The sequence below is a fragment of the Trichocoleus sp. ST-U1 genome, assembly GCF_039961835.1.
Taxonomy (GTDB): domain Bacteria; phylum Cyanobacteriota; class Cyanobacteriia; order Cyanobacteriales; family FACHB-T130; genus FACHB-T130.
Map to the genome: position 1 here is coordinate 92525 of NZ_JAMPJZ010000003.1, position 19913 is coordinate 112437.

At 45.2% G+C, this 19913-nt stretch carries 23 protein-coding genes; 13 read left to right on the forward strand and 10 right to left on the reverse strand.

Annotation, left to right across the window (positions count from 1 at the left end):
• Window positions 1-48: 48 nt before the first annotated feature.
• Window positions 49-879 (reverse strand): N-acetylmuramoyl-L-alanine amidase, encoded by an 831-nt coding sequence (locus tag NDA06_RS02500; protein ID WP_190527445.1) that lies wholly within the window; start codon window positions 877-879, stop codon window positions 49-51.
• Window positions 880-1036: 157 nt separating this feature from the next.
• On the opposite strand from NDA06_RS02500, the gene NDA06_RS02505 reads away from it, so the two are divergent.
• The 7 genes from NDA06_RS02505 (at window position 1037) to NDA06_RS02535 (ending at window position 7942) form a co-directional block, all read left to right on the forward strand.
• On the forward strand, window positions 1037-2245 hold the full coding sequence (locus NDA06_RS02505; RefSeq protein WP_190437462.1) for a NupC/NupG family nucleoside CNT transporter: 1209 nt from the start codon (window positions 1037-1039) through the stop codon (window positions 2243-2245).
• Window positions 2246-2446: 201 nt separating this feature from the next.
• Window positions 2447-2842 (forward strand): DoxX family protein, encoded by a 396-nt coding sequence (locus NDA06_RS02510; RefSeq protein ID WP_190986249.1) that lies wholly within the window; start codon window positions 2447-2449, stop codon window positions 2840-2842.
• A gap of 293 nt (window positions 2843-3135) precedes the next feature.
• Entirely contained in the window at window positions 3136-3834 is a 699-nt protein-coding gene (locus tag NDA06_RS02515) for a methyltransferase domain-containing protein (RefSeq protein WP_190986250.1), read from the forward strand.
• An 82-nt stretch (window positions 3835-3916) separates the two neighbouring features.
• Window positions 3917-4807 carry a class I SAM-dependent methyltransferase gene (locus tag NDA06_RS02520; protein WP_190986251.1) on the forward strand — a complete coding sequence of 297 codons (891 nt, stop codon included), beginning with the start codon at window positions 3917-3919 and terminating at the stop codon, window positions 4805-4807.
• A 91-nt stretch (window positions 4808-4898) separates the two neighbouring features.
• Complete coding sequence (locus NDA06_RS02525; RefSeq protein WP_190986252.1) at window positions 4899-5867, forward strand: glycosyltransferase family 2 protein; 969 nt, start codon at window positions 4899-4901, stop codon at window positions 5865-5867.
• A 54-nt stretch (window positions 5868-5921) separates the two neighbouring features.
• Entirely contained in the window at window positions 5922-6230 is a 309-nt protein-coding gene (locus tag NDA06_RS02530; RefSeq protein WP_190986253.1) for a hypothetical protein, read from the forward strand.
• Window positions 6231-6241: 11 nt separating this feature from the next.
• Window positions 6242-7942, forward strand: coding sequence for a DUF6077 domain-containing protein (locus tag NDA06_RS02535; protein ID WP_190986254.1), 1701 nt, complete (start codon window positions 6242-6244; stop codon window positions 7940-7942).
• Window positions 7943-8019: 77 nt separating this feature from the next.
• Here NDA06_RS02535 and NDA06_RS02540 read toward each other — a convergent pair whose 3' ends face one another.
• Window positions 8020-8451, reverse strand: a complete 432-nt coding sequence (locus NDA06_RS02540; protein WP_190986255.1) for a hypothetical protein — start codon at window positions 8449-8451, stop codon at window positions 8020-8022.
• Here NDA06_RS02540 and NDA06_RS02545 point away from each other — a divergent pair.
• On the forward strand, window positions 8443-8574 hold the full coding sequence (locus tag NDA06_RS02545) for a hypothetical protein (RefSeq protein WP_277878419.1): 132 nt from the start codon (window positions 8443-8445) through the stop codon (window positions 8572-8574). The genes NDA06_RS02540 and NDA06_RS02545 overlap by 9 nt on opposite strands.
• Before the next feature lie 9 nt (window positions 8575-8583).
• Here NDA06_RS02545 and NDA06_RS02550 read toward each other — a convergent pair whose 3' ends face one another.
• Complete coding sequence (locus NDA06_RS02550; protein WP_190414745.1) at window positions 8584-9063, reverse strand: hypothetical protein; 480 nt, start codon at window positions 9061-9063, stop codon at window positions 8584-8586.
• 299 nt (window positions 9064-9362) lie between these two features.
• Window positions 9363-9860 (reverse strand): 2TM domain-containing protein, encoded by a 498-nt coding sequence (locus tag NDA06_RS02555; protein ID WP_190986256.1) that lies wholly within the window; start codon window positions 9858-9860, stop codon window positions 9363-9365.
• A 271-nt stretch (window positions 9861-10131) separates the two neighbouring features.
• Between NDA06_RS02555 and NDA06_RS02560 the strand changes: the two genes are divergently transcribed.
• A complete protein-coding gene (locus tag NDA06_RS02560) occupies window positions 10132-11253 on the forward strand; it encodes a site-2 protease family protein (protein WP_190986257.1) in 1122 nt (373 codons plus the stop codon).
• Window positions 11254-11558: 305 nt separating this feature from the next.
• Here NDA06_RS02560 and NDA06_RS02565 read toward each other — a convergent pair whose 3' ends face one another.
• A complete protein-coding gene (locus NDA06_RS02565; RefSeq protein WP_190986258.1) occupies window positions 11559-12218 on the reverse strand; it encodes a hypothetical protein in 660 nt (219 codons plus the stop codon).
• A gap of 5 nt (window positions 12219-12223) precedes the next feature.
• Window positions 12224-12856 carry an AAA family ATPase gene (locus tag NDA06_RS02570; protein WP_190414741.1) on the reverse strand — a complete coding sequence of 211 codons (633 nt, stop codon included), beginning with the start codon at window positions 12854-12856 and terminating at the stop codon, window positions 12224-12226.
• Between the two features lie 217 nt (window positions 12857-13073).
• On the opposite strand from NDA06_RS02570, the gene NDA06_RS02575 reads away from it, so the two are divergent.
• A complete protein-coding gene (locus NDA06_RS02575) occupies window positions 13074-14456 on the forward strand; it encodes a cytochrome P450 (RefSeq protein WP_348251677.1) in 1383 nt (460 codons plus the stop codon).
• 201 nt (window positions 14457-14657) lie between these two features.
• Here the strand turns inward: NDA06_RS02575 and NDA06_RS02580 are convergent, their stop codons facing one another.
• Entirely contained in the window at window positions 14658-14855 is a 198-nt protein-coding gene (locus NDA06_RS02580) for a hypothetical protein (RefSeq protein WP_190414739.1), read from the reverse strand.
• A gap of 281 nt (window positions 14856-15136) precedes the next feature.
• Here NDA06_RS02580 and NDA06_RS02585 point away from each other — a divergent pair, with 281 nt between their 5' ends.
• Complete coding sequence (locus tag NDA06_RS02585) at window positions 15137-16177, forward strand: SGNH/GDSL hydrolase family protein (RefSeq protein ID WP_242037147.1); 1041 nt, start codon at window positions 15137-15139, stop codon at window positions 16175-16177.
• A gap of 195 nt (window positions 16178-16372) precedes the next feature.
• Here NDA06_RS02585 and NDA06_RS02590 read toward each other — a convergent pair whose 3' ends face one another.
• The 3 genes from NDA06_RS02590 to NDA06_RS02600 form a co-directional block, all read right to left on the reverse strand.
• Window positions 16373-17464 carry a DUF3616 domain-containing protein gene (locus tag NDA06_RS02590; RefSeq protein ID WP_190984857.1) on the reverse strand — a complete coding sequence of 364 codons (1092 nt, stop codon included), beginning with the start codon at window positions 17462-17464 and terminating at the stop codon, window positions 16373-16375.
• A 173-nt stretch (window positions 17465-17637) separates the two neighbouring features.
• Entirely contained in the window at window positions 17638-18306 is a 669-nt protein-coding gene (locus NDA06_RS02595) for an SOS response-associated peptidase (protein WP_190984858.1), read from the reverse strand.
• 159 nt (window positions 18307-18465) lie between these two features.
• Entirely contained in the window at window positions 18466-19299 is an 834-nt protein-coding gene (locus NDA06_RS02600; protein ID WP_190984859.1) for a DNA adenine methylase, read from the reverse strand.
• 106 nt (window positions 19300-19405) lie between these two features.
• Here NDA06_RS02600 and NDA06_RS02605 point away from each other — a divergent pair, with 106 nt between their 5' ends.
• Entirely contained in the window at window positions 19406-19567 is a 162-nt protein-coding gene (locus NDA06_RS02605) for a hypothetical protein (protein ID WP_190984860.1), read from the forward strand.
• 94 nt (window positions 19568-19661) lie between these two features.
• Window positions 19662-19868 carry a DUF751 family protein gene (locus NDA06_RS02610; protein WP_190414768.1) on the forward strand — a complete coding sequence of 69 codons (207 nt, stop codon included), beginning with the start codon at window positions 19662-19664 and terminating at the stop codon, window positions 19866-19868.
• Window positions 19869-19913: the final 45 nt, after the last annotated feature.

Sequence of the window (19913 nt, forward strand, 5' to 3'; positions counted from 1 at the left end):
TATTTAACCGATTATAAATTACCCATGACCCAATACATTGAAAGCAAATTAATAGGTTGTTAAAACGACTGTACGGGTTGGATTGTCCCATTTAACGGATACTTTAAATGGCTGCAAATCTACCGCTTTGATATATTCGAGATTTCGGTGAGTAGTGGTGCGGAAGTCTGCGACTTTACTCGGATCGATTCCTAAAGACTTTAGGAAAACAACCGGAATACAAGCATTCCCATTCACCAAAATTCCTTGATTTTGATATAGCTGGGCGTTGATTTTGACACTAATAACGGGGTAGCTAGGAGGAGGGGGAGGCGTTAAGCCCTGCCTCTGAGCTTCCTTCCGACTCCATGCTTCTAGACCGTCCGCCAATCCACGGGCGAAGTCTGGACGCTTCGTTTGAAATAAAGAGCGATCGCTTGGATTGGTAATAAACCCCAACTCCATCAGCACAGAGGGAATATCCACTTGACGGCAGAAACCCAAACTCCCGACACCTGTGGCGATATCCGATTTAACCCCACGAGATGGCAAACTGGGAACTGCCTTCAGTAAGGATTGCAGCAGTAACTGGGCATCGCCTTCGCGTTGCTCGTTGCCGTCAGTATAGAAGACGCTGGCACCCCGGATATTAGTGTTGCCGACGGAATCGGCGTGAATTTCTAAAGCGACGTCGCCACGGCGGGAGTAGGCGTTGATCCAAGTAATCGTTTCCTTCAAACTCAGGGAATCGGGAACCGAGGAAACCTCTAAACCGCGCGATCGCATTTCCTTAACCGCAGCATCGCGGGTAAGCCGCATTTCTCTGTCTTCTGTAGTGCCTCCAGATTGTGCGCCCGGATCGCCAGCACCATGTCCAGCGGAAAGAAAAATTCGTACCATTTTACGATCTCTCCAAAATTTTAATCGCCTTGAATGTTGTCGTAATTCATTCCGATCCATCCCCACAAAGATAGAATCCGCAGGCTCAGCTGATACTTTCTTGCCCACACATCCAGGCTATGATACGCCGTATTGTAACTTAGCCCTGAGAGAGTCGATGGAGCGGTTGATTTCAGCACTGGGGTTGGCTGTTTTTGTGGGATTATCTTATGCCTTCTCAGTGAACCGGCGTGCTGTGCGTTGGCGTCCGGTATTTTGGGGGCTTGGGTTAGAGTTTATTTTTGCACTGCTGATTCTGAAAACTCCCGGCGGTTTAGCTGTATTTAAGTTTCTCGGCGATGTCGTTAGCCGCTTTTTAGAATTCTCTGATGTGGGTGCCAAATTTGTCTTTGGAGATAACTTTGTCGAACACTTTTTTGCTTTTAAAGTGCTGCCGACGATTATCTTTTTTTCTTCCTTCATCACGGTGCTATACCACTACGGCATTGTGCAGCGAGTGGTGAATGGGATGGCGTGGGTCATGATGAAGACGATGGGAACATCAGGGGCTGAGTCTTTATCGTGTGCGGGGAACGTCTTTTTAGGGCCAACTGAGTCACCGTTACTGGTGAAGCCTTATGTGGCGACGATGACGCAATCAGAACTTCATGCAGTAATGACCGCGGGCTTTGGGACAATTGCGGGTGGCGTATTAGGGGCATATCTCTCCTTTGGGATTCCACCGGCACATCTGATTGCCGCTTTCTTCATGACTGCCCCGACTTCGCTGGTTGCCTCAAAATTGCTTTATCCAGAAACGGAAGTCCCCAAGACGGTTGGCAAGGCAGGAATAGAGGTGGAGAGTACCTTTGTGAATGCGATTGACGCAGCAGCTGGGGGAGCAATTGACGGGACGAAACTGGCAGTGAATGTCGCGGCGATGATTATTGCCTTTTTGGGGTTACTGGCTTTCGTCAATGCGCTCCTGGGATGGTTGGGGGGGCTTCTTGGCGTGCCTTTGCTGTCGTTGGAGTGGATGTTGTCTTTTGTAATGGCTCCCGTTGCGTGGCTGCTCGGAGTGCCTTGGGCTGACTGCGCTCAGGTGGGGGTGTTGTTAGGAAAAAAGACGATTTTGAATGATTTTATCGCCTATCTGGATCTGAAGACGCTGATTGAGCAGAAGGCGATATCCGAACGGGCGGTAATTATCTCAACCTACGCTTTGTGCAACTTTGCCAATATTGGCTCGATTGGAATCACGATCGGCGGGATTGGCGGGATGGCACCGAACCGACAGAAAGATTTAGCGAGAATGGGTGTTAGGGCGATGATCGGAGGTTTGTTCGCGGGTTTTATGACTGCTGCGATCGCGGGAATATTATTGTGAGCAAGGCATTCAGTTGAAGAATTCTCTAGAAGCACTAATTCTCTAGAAGCACTATTGTTATGTTAATTCGCTATAGCTAGAGGTTCGGGTAGTCGCAGCAAAGGATATCATCGGCGGTGGTGAAGGCGATCGCTTATCCCGTTACTTTGCTTCCCGCCCGGATGTTGTTGTAAGTTAAAGGCTAAGCGATCGCAGGTCAATATGGAAAAATACATCCCCCTCATAGCACGGGCTTTCTTAGCCGCCATTTTTTTGAAATCCGGCTTTGATAAGATTACGGGCTTTAGTGGCACGCAACAGTTTATGGCTAGCAAGGGCTTACCCCTGACAGCACTCTTGCTAGTTGCGGCAATTATTATTGAATTGGCAGGCGGATTATCCGTATTGCTCGGTTACAAAGCGCGTTGGGGAGCGATCGCGCTAATTATCTTTATGATTCCAGCTACGCTAATTTTTCACACCGATTTTGACGACCGAATGCAGGTGATTGCGTTCATGAAAAACTTAGCAATTATCGGGGGATTGCTCATGGTCTACTATATTGGCTCTGGGCCAATTAGTTTGGACGAGCAGATGGCATCTAAGCGTTCTGATTAACTCACTAGCTGGTTTGATGAAAGATGCGATCGCGGGTATGTTGTTGCGATCGGGGAGGAGCGCTCGCGTTCCTTGATCCAGATGAGGTCAGTTCTATGATGCAGTGTTTGGTTGAACAGCGAGCGCCTAATTGCTGAAAGCAAGCTGACAACAATTTGATTGATGTGGTTGACTTAAGACAACAACCCTTTGAGCGCAGCTAGTGAATTTATAATCTACGATCGCGGGTATATTGTTATAATCTGGTCGGTACGAGTACTCGTGATACTTGGTTCATCATTTTTGCTAGTAATATGCCCAATTTCATCGAAATACCCCCAGACTTTTTGAGGTCTATTGCCAAAGGCAATGAGCGTATACCTACTTTATATTACAGCCAAAATGTAGTAGTACGAAATTTATTTTGGCTCCGCCTAAAAATTATCTACAGGCTTTTGGTTAAATATACAAGTCGGCGGGGAATATGTCTTGATTTTGGTGGGGGTGGAGGTGTTTTTGAGCCAACTCTTTCGGCTCTTTTCTCCAAAGTTATTTGTATCGATCTAGACACAGAGGAAGCTTCTAAAGTCGTCACACACTTTTGTCTTGATAACGTCGTTTTGATACGTGCAGACATTACTAATGCAAAGAATATCGAAGCGCCCTTCAATGCCATTATCGCGGCTGATGTACTTGAACATTTTAAGGAGCTGCGCCCGGCTGTAAATGCATTGCAAAAATGGTTGAAAGATGATGGTTATCTTTTCACTTCATTACCGACAGAAAACTTCGTTTATGTACTGCTACGCAAGCTTTTCAAAATAGAAAAACCAGTAGACCATTATCACACTGGCTATCAGGTTGAGGCATTTTTAAGACGCAATGGCTTCCGGCGGGTGCGCCGATTGTTCTTGCCTTTTATTTTGCCTATTACGCCACTTTTTATTATTAGTGTGTGGCAGAAAAATATTCACAGTAAAAATGATATCAACCAAGTGAATAACTTTTTATAAATCTAAATGTCTGTGTCCAAACCTGCTACTGAAGGTCAAGTAATAGCTGGTTATTGCCAGTCACAACAGCTAACAAGTAACTATGCCAATTTCCACATTGATCCCTGTCTCTTGTCCCGTTTGTTCTAAAGTGATGATTCAGAAAATTGAGCCGTGGCTAAGATATTGCCCAAGCTGCGGATTGTGGACATCACTGCTTACACAAGCAAACTATAAGCTAAATTCCGATACTCTGCTTGTTGAGGAGAAACGCTATACGGCTTTAAAGCCGCTGCGCGAGTACAATTATGAGCAGCTTTTAAATGCCCTTTGCCGCTTTATGCCCCTTGAGGGAGCCAAAATATTGGATGTTGGCTGTGCGTATGGATGGTTTTTACAAGCAGCGTCGGCGCGGGGTATGCTTCCAGTTGGAATCGAACCAGAGGAAGAAATCGCGGCTGAAGGCTTGGAAAGGGGTTTCGACATCAGGGTTGGCTATTTCCCAGAATGTTGTAAAGCATACGAGTGCTTTGATGCCATTGTGTTCAACGATGTTCTAGAACACTTACCCAACATCGATCGCGTGTTTGAACAGTGCCATGCATTGTTACTACCAGGGGGAAAGCTAGTAGTTAATTTGCCCAACAGTAAGGGTTTCTTTTTCCATCTTGCTTGTCTATTGGCGCAACTAGGGTACAAAAAACCCCTGCATCGGCTTTGGCAAAAGGACTATCGGAGTCCACATTTGATATATTTTAATTCCGATAACTTGAAGACGTATGCATCTAAGTATGGGTTTAAATTATTTCACAGCCAAAGCTTGGAAACAGTGCGCTTACAAGGGCTGTGGTCTCGGTTACTAATGGACCGCACAGCGTCGTTTATGCCAGCGGCTATAATCTATGGAGTACTTTTGGTAGCATATCCTTTGCTGACCTGGCTTGCCCCTCCAGATATACTTTTGCATATATATCAACGCCAGGAGATAGTTTGATAATCAAAAAATTCTCCTTGACTATATATCAACGCCAGGAGATAGTTTGATAATCAAAAAATTCTCCTTGACTGATTATAGGTAGTCACTTATGCTAGCCAATGAAAAGGCTCCATTTGTTGCTGTTGTCATTCCCTGCTTCCGAGTCAAAAAACACATTTTGAAAGTTCTTAGCGAAATTGGTTCGGATGTTCATCTTATCTTTGTGGTTGACGATAAGTGCCCAGAAAAAACTGGCAAATTTGTTGAAGCAGAGACTGGAGATATCCGGGTTAAGGTGATATTCCATGAAGCCAATCAAGGAGTTGGCGGTGCGACAATAACAGGATATCGTGAAGCTGTCGCGGAGGGAGCGGAGATTATTGTAAAAATCGACGGTGACGGGCAGATGAAACCAACTTTGATTCCCCGCTTCATCCGTCCGATACTTGCGGGCGAGGCAGATTACACTAAAGGCAACCGCTTTTTTCATTTAGATAAAATTCAGCAAATGCCTACAGCTAGGGTGGTTGGAAATTCTCTGCTATCTTTTATCAGCAAGCTTTCCACTGGATATTGGGACATTTTCGACCCCACCAACGGCTTTACCGCAATCCATGCCCGTGTGGTGGAAGAGCTACCATTCGATAAAATCAGCAAGCGATATTTTTTCGAGTCCGACATGCTTTTCCGTCTTAACACCCTACGCGCTGTGGTCGTTGATATTCCGATGCATGCGCGATATGGCGACGAAGAAAGCAATTTGAACATCTCGAAAATCATCGGCGAATTTGCAGGCAAACATCTTGCCAACTTCTTTAAGCGAATCTTTTACACCTACTATTTACGTAACTTTAATATCGCCTCAATCGAGATTATTCTTGGCTTAGTCCTGTTAATTTTTGGCATCGTGGTGGGTAGTGACCGATGGTATGTAAGTGTACGAACTGGTATCCCTGCCACCAGCGGCACTGTAATGCTGGCAGCACTACCTATGATTATCGGTATGCAGTTAGTATTGGCTTTTATGACTTACGATATGCAAAATGTGCCTAATAGAACGCTGCACAAAAGACTATAATGCTTCATTGCAATTATCCAAATCAAATTGATAGTTTTAATTACATAAAACGAAATGAAAAATAAGCCAATCATTTTGAGTTCGAGATTATGCGATGCTTTGTGCATCATCTTTGCTATTTGGACAATAGTTTGTAATTTTGCGGTGTTTTATCAAAAAAACTTATTGGATTTATTGTTAGTTGCAGTCATTTCATATCTATGTTTATTTTTAGGTTTTATTGGGATTAAACCTAATAACTTAGGTTTAATATTTTTCTTAGAAAAAGATTTGCAAAATAACAGGATACAGGCAAAAGAAAAGCCCCCAGAAAAGCCCCTTGAGGCAAAAAAAAAAGGGTTTACTTATTTCTTTTTATTTTAGCGGGGACAATTTTGTCCCTGAAAAATCACATATATTTTCTCTGGTTATTAATGCTTGTATATTTTACAACTGTTTGCTTTTGTCAAGGATTTCCGAAAAAATATTTTTTGCCCGCAGCGAAACGAGCGATGGGTTGGGAACTTTCCCTTTGGAGCCTTGGGCTTATTTGCGTTGTTTTGACGCTAATTGCACATCGCCCTGATGTGGACGATGCATTTTATGTGAATCTAGCTGTAGGTGTAGCTGATTCTCCTCACCTTCCACTACTGCAACACGATACACTTCACGGAATAGCAAACCTGCCACTCATTTTGCCAACTTACAAAGTGCATGCAGTCGAATTACTCAGCGCATCCGTATCATTTTTGACGGGCATTTCGGCTATTTACGTTAGCCATTTAATTATTCCTAGTATTGCTGGTTTATTTGTTGTTTTCGCTTATGCAAAGCTGTTTCGTGTCTTACTCCCTTTACACTGGCTTTGGGGAGTCGTAGCAGTACTAGTAATATTTATATTCGTTGGCGATACCCATCCTTGGTACAGTAATTTTTCATTTGTTCGCTTACATCAAGGTAAGGCTATTTTCCTATCCATATTTGTTCCGCTGATAATAACCTATGCTCTGCAATTTTCTATAACACCAACACTCCAGCAGTGGCTGCTTCTGAGTGCAGCACAAGTTTCTGCGGTTGGTATGACTTCAACTGCCCTATGGATAGCACCAATTGTATCTTGCCTATCTCTGTTTAGTGCCTGGAGACCAACACGCGAAGAGTCAAAAGTTCTACTATTCGGTTTACTAGCATCCAGCTATGTCGTAATTCTGGCTGTGTTGTTTAGAAGCAAAACGCAAGCTGTTCTTGAAGCAGTACCAGAATTTACTCTCCCAAGCGAGAGTCTACTAAAGGTAAGTTTTGAAAGTGTTTTTGGCACAGGGTTACTCTCATATACCGCCCTCTTTGGGATTCTGGTTGCCTGGTGCGTTTGCGATAACAGCTTGGCTCGAAGATTAAGCATCTTTTTCCCTTTAGGATTTCTAGTTTTTCTTTTCAATCCTTATCTAGCGGAATTGGTAGCATCGAGGATAACAAGCGTACCGACTTATTGGCGGGTTTTCTGGGTTCTACCTGTTCCTGCCCTCATGGCTATCGTTTTTACTTCTATACTATTTCTGGGTGAAGGTAAATTATCGCCGCGAACTAGAGTAGTGGCATTTCTTTCTGGATTGCTTTTGTTTGCCAGCACTATCCCCCGTTTCAGTACACTATCACCACAAAACTATGTGCAGCTCAAGCTGCCCTCGTTGAAAGTAGACAATGGCTACAAAATTGCATCGCTGCTGGTTGAGAGTGTGGGTCGAGGCACTTACGTTCTTGCTCCTCAAGAAGTATCAGCGTGGATTACTACGTTTCATCACCATCCATATCCCTTGGTTTCTCGGCAGCATTACTTATACACGATGCGACCTTACCTGGGTGATGGGGAGGTGTCTCGGCGAATCCAGTTGGCCAATTATGTTGATGGATCGGAGCGTCCGCCGAATAGTGCCGCTCTATTCCGCAGCAGCTTGGTGAGATACCAGCTTCAAGGTGTTTGTTTCAACTCTTCAGCATCATGGGGAGATGAAATCCGCTCGGTACTTACACAAGAAGGCTTTGCTAGAATTAGGTCGTCGTCGGGCTTCGAGATTTGGGTTAGACAAGTTAGGTAATTACAGCTCTTCTTGCCGCCTGCGATTATGAGAAGCTTTCAAAGCTGGATTTGCCCCCGTGCGATCGCTATCTGGATTTAGCGTTGTATTTGCTCACCCATCAGTTGCTCTAATCGCTCTAGCAAGGTATTAACATCTGCGGCGACTTTCTCAAAGCAAGCGGGAGGTGGAGGTTCTGGTTGAAACTGAACCAGCTTTATTTGTCCCTCACCAATTCCAATGATCATAACCTCCACTTCAGGGTTATGAGCCTCCACAACTCCTAACATCTCCTGAAGCTGATTTTCGACTTTATTATTGAGTGTTTCTATTGCCTCTTTTGGACAATAAACGAAATGCGGCTTTGGTTGCACATCGATCCCTAGATAACCTTGAGTGTCTCCATTTTCTAACCACAAACCCCAAGATAATGCTGCCAATTCTTGCTGATTAGCTTTGACAAACTGAGCCAGCTGGTTTCGCCAGCTTTTTTCTCCGGAATCAGAAGGAGTTTTACCAAATTGAATCATTGCTTATCTTCTTGGGTGGTTACAGATGCATTTGGCGCTGCGAATGAGAGAAAAACTCAACAGCGCGATCGCTTATCAAATCTGAATTCTCGCCGACGCGATCGCGTCAGCGGATGCGCCTAAGCAGAGAAATTAGCTCTCAGGAGATTTTAAAGCTTGATCTAGCACGCTCCGAGCTTGCTCTGCTTTCGATCGAGCCTCGTGGTAGCGCAGATTCACTTGAGCAAAGGTTTTGAGAACCTTAAAACCGTCCTTGAGTTGAGCGATTTCCTCTTCACTCACCGACTTTTCTGAAAACAGGATATCTACTTGAGCGCGAACCTTAAGCGCCTCGGCGCGTGATTCCTGCACCTTCAGCTTCAGTGTGGCAAGGTTGCTCAAAACTTGTACAGCTTGGGTTACGGCGTCTTCATCGCTAGTCCCATCCGCTTCCAGCTCTTTGACTTCAATCAGTTGTTCTGGACTAAATCCATCTTCAAGATCGGTGGGTAGCTTGTCTGCATCCATGAGTTCCATGAGCTGCTCCATCGCTTTCTCACGGGCTTTTTTTGAATCTTTGCCTGAAACAGTCAAGATGACTTCTGGGCTTTGTGCGAGAGTGTACTGAACCATATCTAATGCAGGGAGAATGCAGAGAGAACTTGTCTAGCCGTAATAGTCTGGTTAGTTAAACCAAGCCGACAGGATTATTTTAAGGCAAACGAAAGCTGTTCCTGTGGCAGATGTGCTGAGGAGGTGAAAAAATGCGAGAGCGTTGTGCTGACTTGTCAGTTCGCGCCTTTGGCATATCTGGGGTTAGCGAATCTAGAGACGTTGCATAGTCTCTACACAAAATTCTCGCCCGTAAAAATTAATTCTCAACGCACTCGCTTTGCAAAGCCGCGACTTCTTTTTGGCTAGAGAAATACGCCTTATATCTGCCAAGCTTTGAGAACCTTATCCCAAACAGTGGTAAATGATTGTCTTAATTGGTGCTGACGATACCATCTCTGAAAGGCTTTTTCGTAATCTTCGCCTCCAGATTGAAAGGTATTCAAAGCATTAAGCCCCAGACCTAATCCCCAGAATAAGGCAATATATAAAGACCAAGAAAGCTGACCGGCGTTCACGAGATTCAGCAGCATCAAAAACGAATTGACGACCGTATATTTGCCAGCTTGTTTCTGTAATTTGGTGCGGCGGTAGAGATTAAAATCCTGTCGCTTTTGGATTTCTCCCTGTTTGACTAGCCACTGCTGTTCTGCCACCTGAAGGCACTCTGGGGAGATTTCTAATTCAGATGCGATTTCTAGTAGCTGTTCGCGGGTAAATTCTGTGTCGTCAGTTTGACGCGCGATCGCTATCTGGAGAATTTGCTGAATCTGTTCTTGATTATAGGAGCGGGTGATTTGAGTTTCGGAGACGGGCATAGGAAGGCACCTGCGGTCGTCGAGGTTGGGAGAGCTTTTCTGCCCCAAGGACGTGATGCAGAAGTCAGCCTTTCAAGAGCAGTACTGATTCTATTATGCCGAGGCAAAAGTAAGAATGCCTCATGTCAGGCTATTCCAAAACCGAACCTTAACGGACGGATAGTACGGTAGTTGAAAGATTAAAATCCTCGTTACATATCGTTACGATAAAGAGGTGCAAGAAAGAGAGGTTCAATTTAAGCCTCTCAGATGTTAAATCAGAGGTGGCGTAATGAACGGCACGATTCGCGTCGGCAATTTATTCGGAATTCCCTTCAACGTACATCCAACCTGGTTCTTTGTCCTGGCTTGGGTGACGGTGAGTTATGGCAGTGGACTAGCGGCTCAATTTCCCGGTCTAGGCGGGGGATTACCCTGGCTACTGGGATTAATTGCGGCGCTGTTATTGTTTGCATCCGTCTTGGCGCACGAACTCGGACACAGTTTTGTTGCCATCAAGCAGGGAATTGAAGTTAAATCTATCAACTTATTTCTGTTTGGTGGTCTCGCCAGCCTAGAAAAAGAATCAAAGACCCCAGCAGGAGCATTCTGGCTGGCGATCGCAGGGCCTTTAGTCAGTTTGGCGCTGTTTGGTCTAATTAGCGCGATTGGCTTTACCACGAGCATTTCCGGGCCGTTTGGAGCCATTCTAGGAGTGCTGGCTTACGTCAACTTAGTGCTAGCGCTGTTTAACCTGATTCCTGGCTTACCCCTAGATGGTGGTAATATCCTCAAGGCGTTGGTTTGGAAGATCACCGGCAATCCTTATAAAGGTGTTGTGTTTGCGGGACGCGCCGGTCAAGTCATTGGTTGGATGGCGATCGCTTCTGGTCTGGTTCCTCTACTCTTGGGCGGCGGTCTTAACTTCTGGAACTTGTTAATCGGTTGGTTCTTGCTGCAAAACGCGGGTCGAGCAACCCAAGCTGCTAGAGTGCAAGAACAATTAGCCGCTTTGACCGCAGAAGATGCAGTCATGAGTGATAGCCCGATTGTATCTGAGTCGCTTTCCCTGAGAGAGTTTGTTAACGAGTACATCATTGGCAAAAGCGAAGCGTCGCGATTCTTAGTCACCAATGAGGAAGGACAATTAGTGGGCGCGATCGCAGTTGACGATCTCAAAGCTGTCCCAACCTCCCAGTGGACTGAAATATCAGTCGCACAGCTAACAAAACCCGTCGAATTCTCCACAACCGTCAAATCCGATCAATCTTTACTAGAAGTGGTGACACTACTAGAACAAGAAAAACTCACTCAACTACCCGTGATTCGTGAAAACGGCGTGCTAGTAGGACTTCTGGAAAAAGCTTCGATTCTCAACTTACTCCAGAGAAGAGCGCAAGCAAATCCTGCTTAATCAATTTCGGATTTTGAATTCAGCTAAATAACAAGTGCGCTTAGATGTAGGGGCGGGTTAATAACCCGCCCCTACTGCTATACATCCCAATCTTGCAAATATACCTTGCGATTAGAAATCGCGGCTACGCCAACCCCCTTACCCCCCTTCAAGAAGACGGGGGGCAGAAGTTGCTTCGCTTCTATTCAACAAAATCCGCCTATGCGCTAACGCACACGCTACGCTAACGCGGACTTTTGAAACCCGCATAGGTGGGTTTAGTCTGTATAGATGCGAATTCTATTCGCCCTCTTTACTAAGAGTATTTACAGCAACCAACTTTTTGAGGCAAAATCAGCAGGCTCATCGGTTGGAGGTTCAGAGAAGATGTTAGATACCCGCTCAGATGTTTTGTGCTTCTGTGGTTGAGCAGCTTGCGGCGCTTTGTGTAGAGCATTGGCTTCTTCAATTAGCTTAGAGTTCGCTTCTGCAAGTTGCATCGCTGCTTTTTTGGCTTGCTCTAGCTCTGTTTTCAACTGTTTGGCTTGCTCTTGAGCTTTTTGATGCTTGTTTAGCAATTTTTTTTGCTCATCCAAATCCGCCTGCAAATTGGCAATTTGCTGGTGTAAAGAAGCTTCCACTTTACGGGTTTCCTTCACAACACCTTTTAAGTCAGCCATCAGAGATTTTTGCTCATCCAAATTGGATTGCAAATTGGTAATTTGCTGTTGTAGAGCTTCTTCCCTTTCGCGTGCTTGATCCAGAGCTGTTTTTAACTCTGTCACACTTGCTTCTAAGTCAGCCTTCGTTGGATTTGAGTTTTTAGCAGGAGTTTTATCAGGCGTATCTGTTGATGAATCCTCTATTATTTCCGCCTCCACTTCTATAACTTCCTCAACGGTCGCCTCTAGAACAGGTTCAGTTTCTGAATCTGGGGATTTTTGTGCTTCTTCGTGTAGTAAGTCTGAGATACGTTTTTTAGCCATTATTTTTAGTTTCTCCAATCACGCTGTATTTCATTAGCCACGCGGCGATAGTCTGCTTCCGCCTCCCGCGCCTTTTTCCCCGCCCATTGATGAATCGGCACCCCCTCAAGAGCCGCTCGTTCGTGGGCTTTGTAGGCACGGACAAAGCTATGGCAAGCAGGAATTCCTAGCTCTTGAAGTGTGTTTTGAGCCTCCAGTGCTTCCCCCAAACTTCGCGCATCCACCTTTGTCAGAAGTACCCGATGGGCGATTCCAACTGGCATGACGGTTTCCCTTACTGTCTCAATGAGTACAGCCAGATCCATCGGCGCACAAGGCGTGGGTAAAACCAGATAATCAGCGATCGCTACTACCGCCGCTAATGCTTCCGATCGCAATGCTGGAGGCGTATCCACTACTACTAAATCGTAGCCTTCTATCTTACGTAAACGACCTAAAAGTTTTGGATCTGTCTCTTGAGCGAGATCGAAGCCCATTCCTTTCTCGCTACGCTCAACCCACCAAGTCGCCGAACCCTGAATATCTGCATCGACCAGAAGAACCCGTTTTTCTTCCGAGAAGGTTGCAGCCAGATTGACTGCTGTAGTGGTTTTACCGACTCCTCCCTTTCCGTTGAGAATCGCAATTATTCTTGGCACTGCTCGCTTGTGATGCTGACTCCACCGAATATACCGCTTAATGGGATCGAGGGGAGCTTTTTGTGCCTTAGCGCAGCGCTTGACTGGCGCAATCTTTGTCAATCGCTACGATAAGAAGCAAGCGATCGCCCTCTGAGGACATCGGGTTGAAAGCCAACACTCCGCCCTCCAAACTCGCCACAATAGAATCGAATAGCTCTGAACACAAAACGCCTCAATGGAACTCACTCATAACCTGCCTAAGGGGCCAAACACTCCGCGATCGCTGCGGTTAATGAAATTTATTTTTCAGCCCATCAAGTACCTGGATGATTATGCGAAAGCTTATGGTGACACCTTTACCATCCAGGGAAGCAAGGGGACTCCGATTGTCTATTTCAGCCAGCCACAAGCACTGCAAAGGATTTTCACTGCCGATTCTAGTCAGTTAGACGCTGGGAGGGGGAACAGCGGCTTAGAGTTTTTAATGGGAGAAAATTCTTTGCTACTGCTGGATGGCGATCTCCATCAGCGCCAACGACAGATGTTAACCCCTCCCTTTCACGGGGAACGGATGCGGGCTTACGGTCAGATTATCTCTGAAATCGCCGAGCAGGTGATGAATCAATGGACAGTTGGCAAACCCTTCAACATCCGTGCGTCGATGCAAGAAATCACCCTGCGCGTCATCTTACGGGTGGTGTTTGGACTAGATGAGGGGTCGCGTTTGGAACAACTACGCAGCTTAATCGGTTCAACCCTGGACTTGATGACTTCCCGCTTCAACTCCAGCGCCTTCTTTTTTGAGTTTCTTAAACAAGATTTAGGCGATTGGAGTCCTTGGGGTCGGATGCTGCGCCAAATAAAACAAATTGACGAACTGATTTACGCTCAGATTGCGGAACGTCGAGCGGAAGCTAACCTGAATCGCGAAGATATCCTCAGCTTAATGATGTCTGCTCGTGATGAAGCAGGTCAACCGATGACGGATGTAGAGTTACGCGATGAGTTAATGACTTTGCTAGTCGCCGGACATGAAACCACGGCTTCTGCGCTGACGTGGGCTTTGTACTGGGTTGACCAATTACCGCAGGTGCGCGACAAACTGCTCGCTGAGTTGGACTCTGTTGACGCCGATCCAGATCCAAGTGCCATTGCCAAACTGCCCTATCTAACGGCAGTTTGCTCTGAAACGCTTCGTATCTATCCAATTGCTGCGAATACCTTTGTTCGGGTTGTGCGATCGCCCTTCGAGATAACCGGCTACAAATTGCCCCCAGGAACGGTAATCGTCCCCAGTATCTATTTAGCCCACCATCGGGAGGAAACTTTCCCACAGCCGAAGCAATTCAAGCCAGAGCGCTTTTTGGAACGGCAATTTTCTCCATACGAGTATTTGCCCTTTGGTGGCGGAAATCGTCGCTGTATCGGGATGGCATTTGCCATGTATGAAATGAAATTGGTTCTCGCGACAATTGTGTCGCATTTTCAAGTGTCGCTCGTTAATAAGCGTCCGGTGATTCCAGTGCGTCGGGGTTTGACTTTAGCCGCACCGGAAGGAATGAAAATGGTTGCAACTCCTCGGCTAAAGAAGCCTGCAAATACTCCAGTCTCGGTGTAATTCGGTTTTTGAAAACTTAAAATCAAACTCCCTCAGATCCTCTGGGGGAGTTTTTATCGATTTATTGCCAATGAACATGGACTAAATAACTTACAAAAGTCCCAATCTGTAGGGGTATGGCAATGCCATACCCCTACGCCGGAAATGGGGGGTTAATCAACCCATACTCCTAAGCGCCCAATCCGTGTCAATAGATGTAACTTAATAGCTGTCTCCGCCTGCAACTTGGTCGCTATCAGTAGGCACGCAAAAGTCTTGATCTAGGGAAGCATCGCGGATGGCTTGCCACTTACAAATGAGTTCAGTACCGCTGATATCGCTAGTGATGTATTGCTCAACGGCTTGTTCCAATTCTTGTGGGGTTTTGGGAACGGGAACAGTACAGATAAGTTCTGGCATAAGACAACCTCTGCTGATAGAACGGGTGCGCGGTAAGACCGTATAAGTCATATTTTAATGACATTTTCAGCAAAAAGTAGCTAAAGTTACATTTTTGAAACATGAGTTAGGGTAATGACTTGAAAGTCCCCAAGCATAAGCGCGATCGCGTTTATGGATGAATTGCAAATGACAAGCACAGTTTGTCAAGCGATCGCTACTCGCTCAGCCATCTTCCAGAAACTTTGCTACAAGGAGAAAGCGGCTGGTGATAGCTCTAATCGGAGTTTCTGGGGATGTTCATGAAAAAGTTGTGGATGGCTACTGCTAAAGCAGCGATCGCAAAGCCTCGGCGCGTCCTTGCGCTTCTCACGCTCTTCAGCGTTTTGGGAGTTCCGAATCCGGCTTCGGCACAGAATTTTAATCAAATTTATGTTTTTGGAGATAGCCTCTCCGATGTTGGCAATGTATTAGAGGCTACCAACGGGCAATATCCCCCAAGCCCACCCTACTTTCAAGGACGCTATTCCAATGGCCCGGTTTGGACAGATTATCTCGCCTCTAAGCTGAAATTAAAATCCAGTACAGAGACGAATTTCGCCTACGGAGGCGCGACTACAGGCAATTCTAAGCAGATTCCCCCTGGATTGCTGACGCAGATCGAGAGCTTTAAGGCAACCCATTCCGCGGCTAATCCTAAGGCTCTGTATGTTGTCTGGGCTGGTGCGAATGATTACCTAAGAGGCGCTACCGACTCTACCGTGCCAATCAACAATTTAGCGAGCGCGGTGAAGTCCCTCTCCGCAGCAGGCGCAAAAAATATCGTAGTTGTTAACTTACCAGATTTAGGAAAGCTTCCCGGCACGCGCACAACTCAACGTTCCGGCTCCCTCAACGTTTTAACAAAGAAGCATAATTCTGGATTAGCCGCATCCCTCAACGGTTTGCGTCAGCAACTCAACTCTGATATCAAAATCACCTATCTTGATGTCAATTCTCTTTACAATCAAGTCACCAACAATCCAAAAAAATTCGGTTTCACGAATGTAACCAACGCCTGTATCAGCAGAGCCAAAATATGTAACAATCCAAACGAATATTTATTTTGGGACAGCATTCATCCCACGACTGCCGCCCATAAGTTATTTGTAGAGTTAGCATTCCCAGCGCTAAAATCTACGCTCGAATCTCGCGCAGTTTCTAGCTCTCAAACCACTGTCTCTCCAACCCCTGTCTCTGGAACCTCTGTTGAACCTACTATTGCAATAGGCGGGATTATATTGGGGGCTGTCGGTGGTGGGTTAATCGTGACGCGCATTCATAGGATGAAAAACAAATCCTAAGAAGCGATTTCCCCTTTCCTAAGTGGCTGGTATGCGAAGGAAGCGATCGCGTTAGCATCGCTAACTTGTCAGTTCGCATTTTTCTCTTTTGCTAAGGGCTAATAATCTCCAACACATTTAGCGATTAGTGAGGTTCTCAATGAACGTGCAATACATATTGTTTGTAAGGACACGGCAATGCCGTGTCCCTGAGAGTTAACAAGGTAGAGACTTCAAACTGAAGACATCTGCAAAAATACCATTCGGCTTCACGACTCTATTCTCATCCGGAGAATCATAAACCACCATTAGAGAATTTGGTTGTCCTAAACAGGGAAACAGTGCCAACCCTTCCGCATGATCGGAACCAAATCTGAAAGGCAGATCAAACAACACTTCCAAATCTCCCTCTTTCTGCCAAGAGATGCTGTTTTCATCACGTTGTAAGGCATTTTTCAGGCGGAAGACTCTCAGCGCACCTTCTAAATCCATCGTGGGTCCCGCTAGAACGATCAAGTCTTCACCATCCAGACATAGTTCCCGGACACCTAACCCATTCAACTCTACAAAATGTTTTTTGTATTGCTTCCCATCTTTGCCAATTTTCTTCAGCGTTAAAATTCCTGGCTCGGTTTCTGCAACTTCAACCTCTAAAATAATTGCCCACCCTCTCAGTACAGGGCCTCGCAAGCCGATAAAAATCCTATCTCCCCGAATCGCTAAGCCTTCGATATCAAATCCATTCTCTTTAGAGGGGATAGAAGTTGTTAGAAATGCCCCTAGGTGCCGATCTTGTTTGAGTGCTTCTATCAGAACGTTACTATTTCCTATTTTTTGCAGACAGGCTGCTGTCAGTTTTTTATCTGGCTGCTCTGGGTGAGAGACTGATTTAACTAATTCACCTTTTACTACAGGAATCCGGGCAAGTAAATAACGGTTTGGTTCAAACTTTATGGTTGCTAGTTTATCAAGATCCTTCTCAAGGTCTTTGCCCTTTATTTTTTTACGCTTTGTACTGTGGGAACCGATGAACCAAAGATAATGGTTTGTATAATCCATTCCCTCGATATCGATTTCGCCTTCCGGATCGGCTAAATCGATGAAATCTTTTACAAAAAATTGCTGATGTTTGCCGAAGATATATGGCTCGACAGGGGATAATCGCTCAATCGTTCTCGTTTCATCAGAACCTACCCACAAACTACCATCAGGTGTCAAAGCAGCCGCTGATAAATCTTGACTAAGAGGTTCATCAGCTTTGCCGTTGAAGCGAATGAGTACGCGGCTGAGTAAGAAACTTTCTGGCATAACGGCTGCTTTCCTAAAACGGTTTGGACTCGATAGAAATCACTGCCAGCATAGCTCACGCTTGACTGGTTTTTACCCTCTACCGAAAGAAAGAAGTTTTGGAAGTATTTGAGGAGGCAAACTAGAAAGTAAGGCGATCGATGCTCACCCGACTATCTTGAGAGTGCGATCGCTTAAAGGCTATTGATCAACTCCGCCGTATCATTCATTGGTTTATTTACCTTTGTGCTGACTGGATAAGTTGCCATTTCTTCTGCTGAATATGGACGCAACAAAGGCTGTAATAACTCCGGCTTTTGCACCTGTGAATCCAACCACAAATCATAATCTTTTGGATCGAGAATGACTGGCATTCGGTTGTGAATCGGGCGCATTACCTCATTGGGTTCTGTTGTCAAAATCGTGCAAGAATCTATTTCCTCACCATCCTCTCCTTCCCAATGCTCCCACAAACCAGCAAAGCCGAAAGCTTGTCCATCATTCACGCGACAATAAAATGGCTGCTTTTTCCCATCTTGCTGCTTCCACTCATAAAAACCATCCGCTACTACTAAGCAACGTCGTTGTTTAAAAGCTGCCCGAAAAGCCGGTTTTTCGGCTACCGTTTCCGCCCGTGCATTAATCAGTTTTGCTCCCATTTTTGGATCTTTTGCCCAACGGGGAATCAGCCCCCAATGCAGCATTTTGAACTGTCGTTGAGACTGTTCTGGATTTTGTAAAACTGTCTGTACTGACTGGGTAGGGGCAATGTTATAACGAGGCGTCAGGAGAGGAACATCATTTACCTGGAATGCTTGGGCGATTGTCTCAGCGGACTTACTTTGGGTAAATCTTCCACACATACTTCTATCCCATGTGGTAAATTACAAATTTGCAAGCTTATTTCAATCGAGCAATTAACACTCTAACGGTCGAATAATATATACATACTATTATAACAAATCCCAATAATTAAGGAAAATTGTACGGCAAATACTTTACGTTATTTTATGGATAAACAGTTATCTTGCATAAGATGTGATTAATAATTCAGATATTTTACCCCGTTTTCTAGCGTTGGAATTAATCATTCTGGAAGCTGATATCTCATAAATATTAAAATTGCTGTAAATTTCTCGGATAAACAGACAGTCAGAATTAGAAAGCATCACTTTGACACCACGCTTCGCCAGTTCTACAAAGACATCCCTGAGCCGAATTTGGTCAGCTTCATTAAAAGAATGACGGCTATAGGCGGTAAAGTTACTGGTAGGGCTTAGAGGATAATAAGGTGGGTCAAAGAAAACAAAATCTTCAGCGTTTTCCGCAGATTGCAAGACAGCTTCAAAAGGTTGAACATCAATCAGGGCACTCTGAAGCGCAGCGGAAACCGATCTGAGTAAAGCTGGATTACAAATTTTTGGATTTTTGTATTTCCCAATCGGAACATTAAATTGCCCTTTTGAGTTTTCTCGATATAATCCGTTAAAGCAGGTTTTGTTGAGGTAAATAAATCGAGAAGCTCTTTCTAGAGGGGTGCTAGGTTGCATCAAACGCACGCAGTAATAATACTCCTTACTATGATTCATTTGATGCTGGTGCAAAAATTCAATTAGCGGTTCTACTTCATCCCTTACACATCGGAAAACATTGACTAACTCGCCATTAATATCCGTCAAAATAGATACTTTCGGCAATAAATGAAAGAAAAGAGCGCCGCCACCCAAAAATGGCTCATAGTAAGTTGTAAATTTTGGGGGAAAATAGGGAATATATTGCTGAATTAGCTGGCTTTTCCCACCAGCCCATTTTAGAAAGGGACGCGCTATTTCTTGTTGTGTCGCCTGAGTTGACATTGCTTCTAGCTATCTAAAAAAATTAAAGCGTTTGTAACAGTTGTTGTGGAAGTGGGGGGATATGATTTAATTTAGAATACCTAGCGGGTTCGACAAGAGGAAAAAAATGACTATCACCGCGACCAAAACACGCGATCGCTCTTATGAGTCCGTGTGTTATCGGGCAATGTGTTATGAGTCAATGGGTCGCGGTTGGACAAATATAGCGGGTAGTAACCTGCTACCACCGGACGCTTGGCGAACCATCTCTCGACGAAACCCCATTTAGGGGCGATGCCGAGCTTGTCGAACTCGCAGACAAATGTTACCAGTTAAGATGCAGTGACTTATCGCCGCTTTTTGTGTCGGCTGCTTTAAATAATATGTTTGATGGCTTTTGGGAAAATATCTCTCGCTACCCCCGCTACTTTGTCACCATTATCCTAGGGGTATTCTTTTATACCTTTGGGTGGTTGAAACCGCTACTCCAAAATCGAACCAGCGCGATCGCTTTGATGGGCTTTCTGGTGGCAGCCTTAACTTTTATTACCCTAACCCTACGGGCGATGCTGGGAGTGAGTCCGATTTAGGTAGGATGAGTAAAAGCATTGCTCACACTGTCTTAAAGGCAGCAG

Coding starts and splice junctions, on each gene's coding strand:
- NDA06_RS02500 (WP_190527445.1), bottom strand. CDS start 879: ATGGTACGAATTTTTCTTTCCGCTGGACATGGTGCTGGCGATCCGGGC.
- NDA06_RS02505 (WP_190437462.1), top strand. CDS start 1,037: ATGGAGCGGTTGATTTCAGCACTGGGGTTGGCTGTTTTTGTGGGATTA.
- NDA06_RS02510 (WP_190986249.1), top strand. CDS start 2,447: ATGGAAAAATACATCCCCCTCATAGCACGGGCTTTCTTAGCCGCCATT.
- NDA06_RS02515 (WP_190986250.1), top strand. CDS start 3,136: ATGCCCAATTTCATCGAAATACCCCCAGACTTTTTGAGGTCTATTGCC.
- NDA06_RS02520 (WP_190986251.1), top strand. CDS start 3,917: ATGCCAATTTCCACATTGATCCCTGTCTCTTGTCCCGTTTGTTCTAAA.
- NDA06_RS02525 (WP_190986252.1), top strand. CDS start 4,899: ATGCTAGCCAATGAAAAGGCTCCATTTGTTGCTGTTGTCATTCCCTGC.
- NDA06_RS02530 (WP_190986253.1), top strand. CDS start 5,922: ATGAAAAATAAGCCAATCATTTTGAGTTCGAGATTATGCGATGCTTTG.
- NDA06_RS02540 (WP_190986255.1), bottom strand. CDS start 8,451: ATGATTCAATTTGGTAAAACTCCTTCTGATTCCGGAGAAAAAAGCTGG.
- NDA06_RS02550 (WP_190414745.1), bottom strand. CDS start 9,063: ATGGTTCAGTACACTCTCGCACAAAGCCCAGAAGTCATCTTGACTGTT.
- NDA06_RS02555 (WP_190986256.1), bottom strand. CDS start 9,860: ATGCCCGTCTCCGAAACTCAAATCACCCGCTCCTATAATCAAGAACAG.
- NDA06_RS02560 (WP_190986257.1), top strand. CDS start 10,132: ATGAACGGCACGATTCGCGTCGGCAATTTATTCGGAATTCCCTTCAAC.
- NDA06_RS02565 (WP_190986258.1), bottom strand. CDS start 12,218: ATGGCTAAAAAACGTATCTCAGACTTACTACACGAAGAAGCACAAAAA.
- NDA06_RS02575 (WP_348251677.1), top strand. CDS start 13,074: ATGGAACTCACTCATAACCTGCCTAAGGGGCCAAACACTCCGCGATCG.
- NDA06_RS02580 (WP_190414739.1), bottom strand. CDS start 14,855: ATGCCAGAACTTATCTGTACTGTTCCCGTTCCCAAAACCCCACAAGAA.
- NDA06_RS02585 (WP_242037147.1), top strand. CDS start 15,137: ATGAAAAAGTTGTGGATGGCTACTGCTAAAGCAGCGATCGCAAAGCCT.
- NDA06_RS02590 (WP_190984857.1), bottom strand. CDS start 17,464: ATGCCAGAAAGTTTCTTACTCAGCCGCGTACTCATTCGCTTCAACGGC.
- NDA06_RS02595 (WP_190984858.1), bottom strand. CDS start 18,306: ATGTGTGGAAGATTTACCCAAAGTAAGTCCGCTGAGACAATCGCCCAA.
- NDA06_RS02600 (WP_190984859.1), bottom strand. CDS start 19,299: ATGTCAACTCAGGCGACACAACAAGAAATAGCGCGTCCCTTTCTAAAA.
- NDA06_RS02605 (WP_190984860.1), top strand. CDS start 19,406: ATGACTATCACCGCGACCAAAACACGCGATCGCTCTTATGAGTCCGTG.
- NDA06_RS02610 (WP_190414768.1), top strand. CDS start 19,662: ATGTTTGATGGCTTTTGGGAAAATATCTCTCGCTACCCCCGCTACTTT.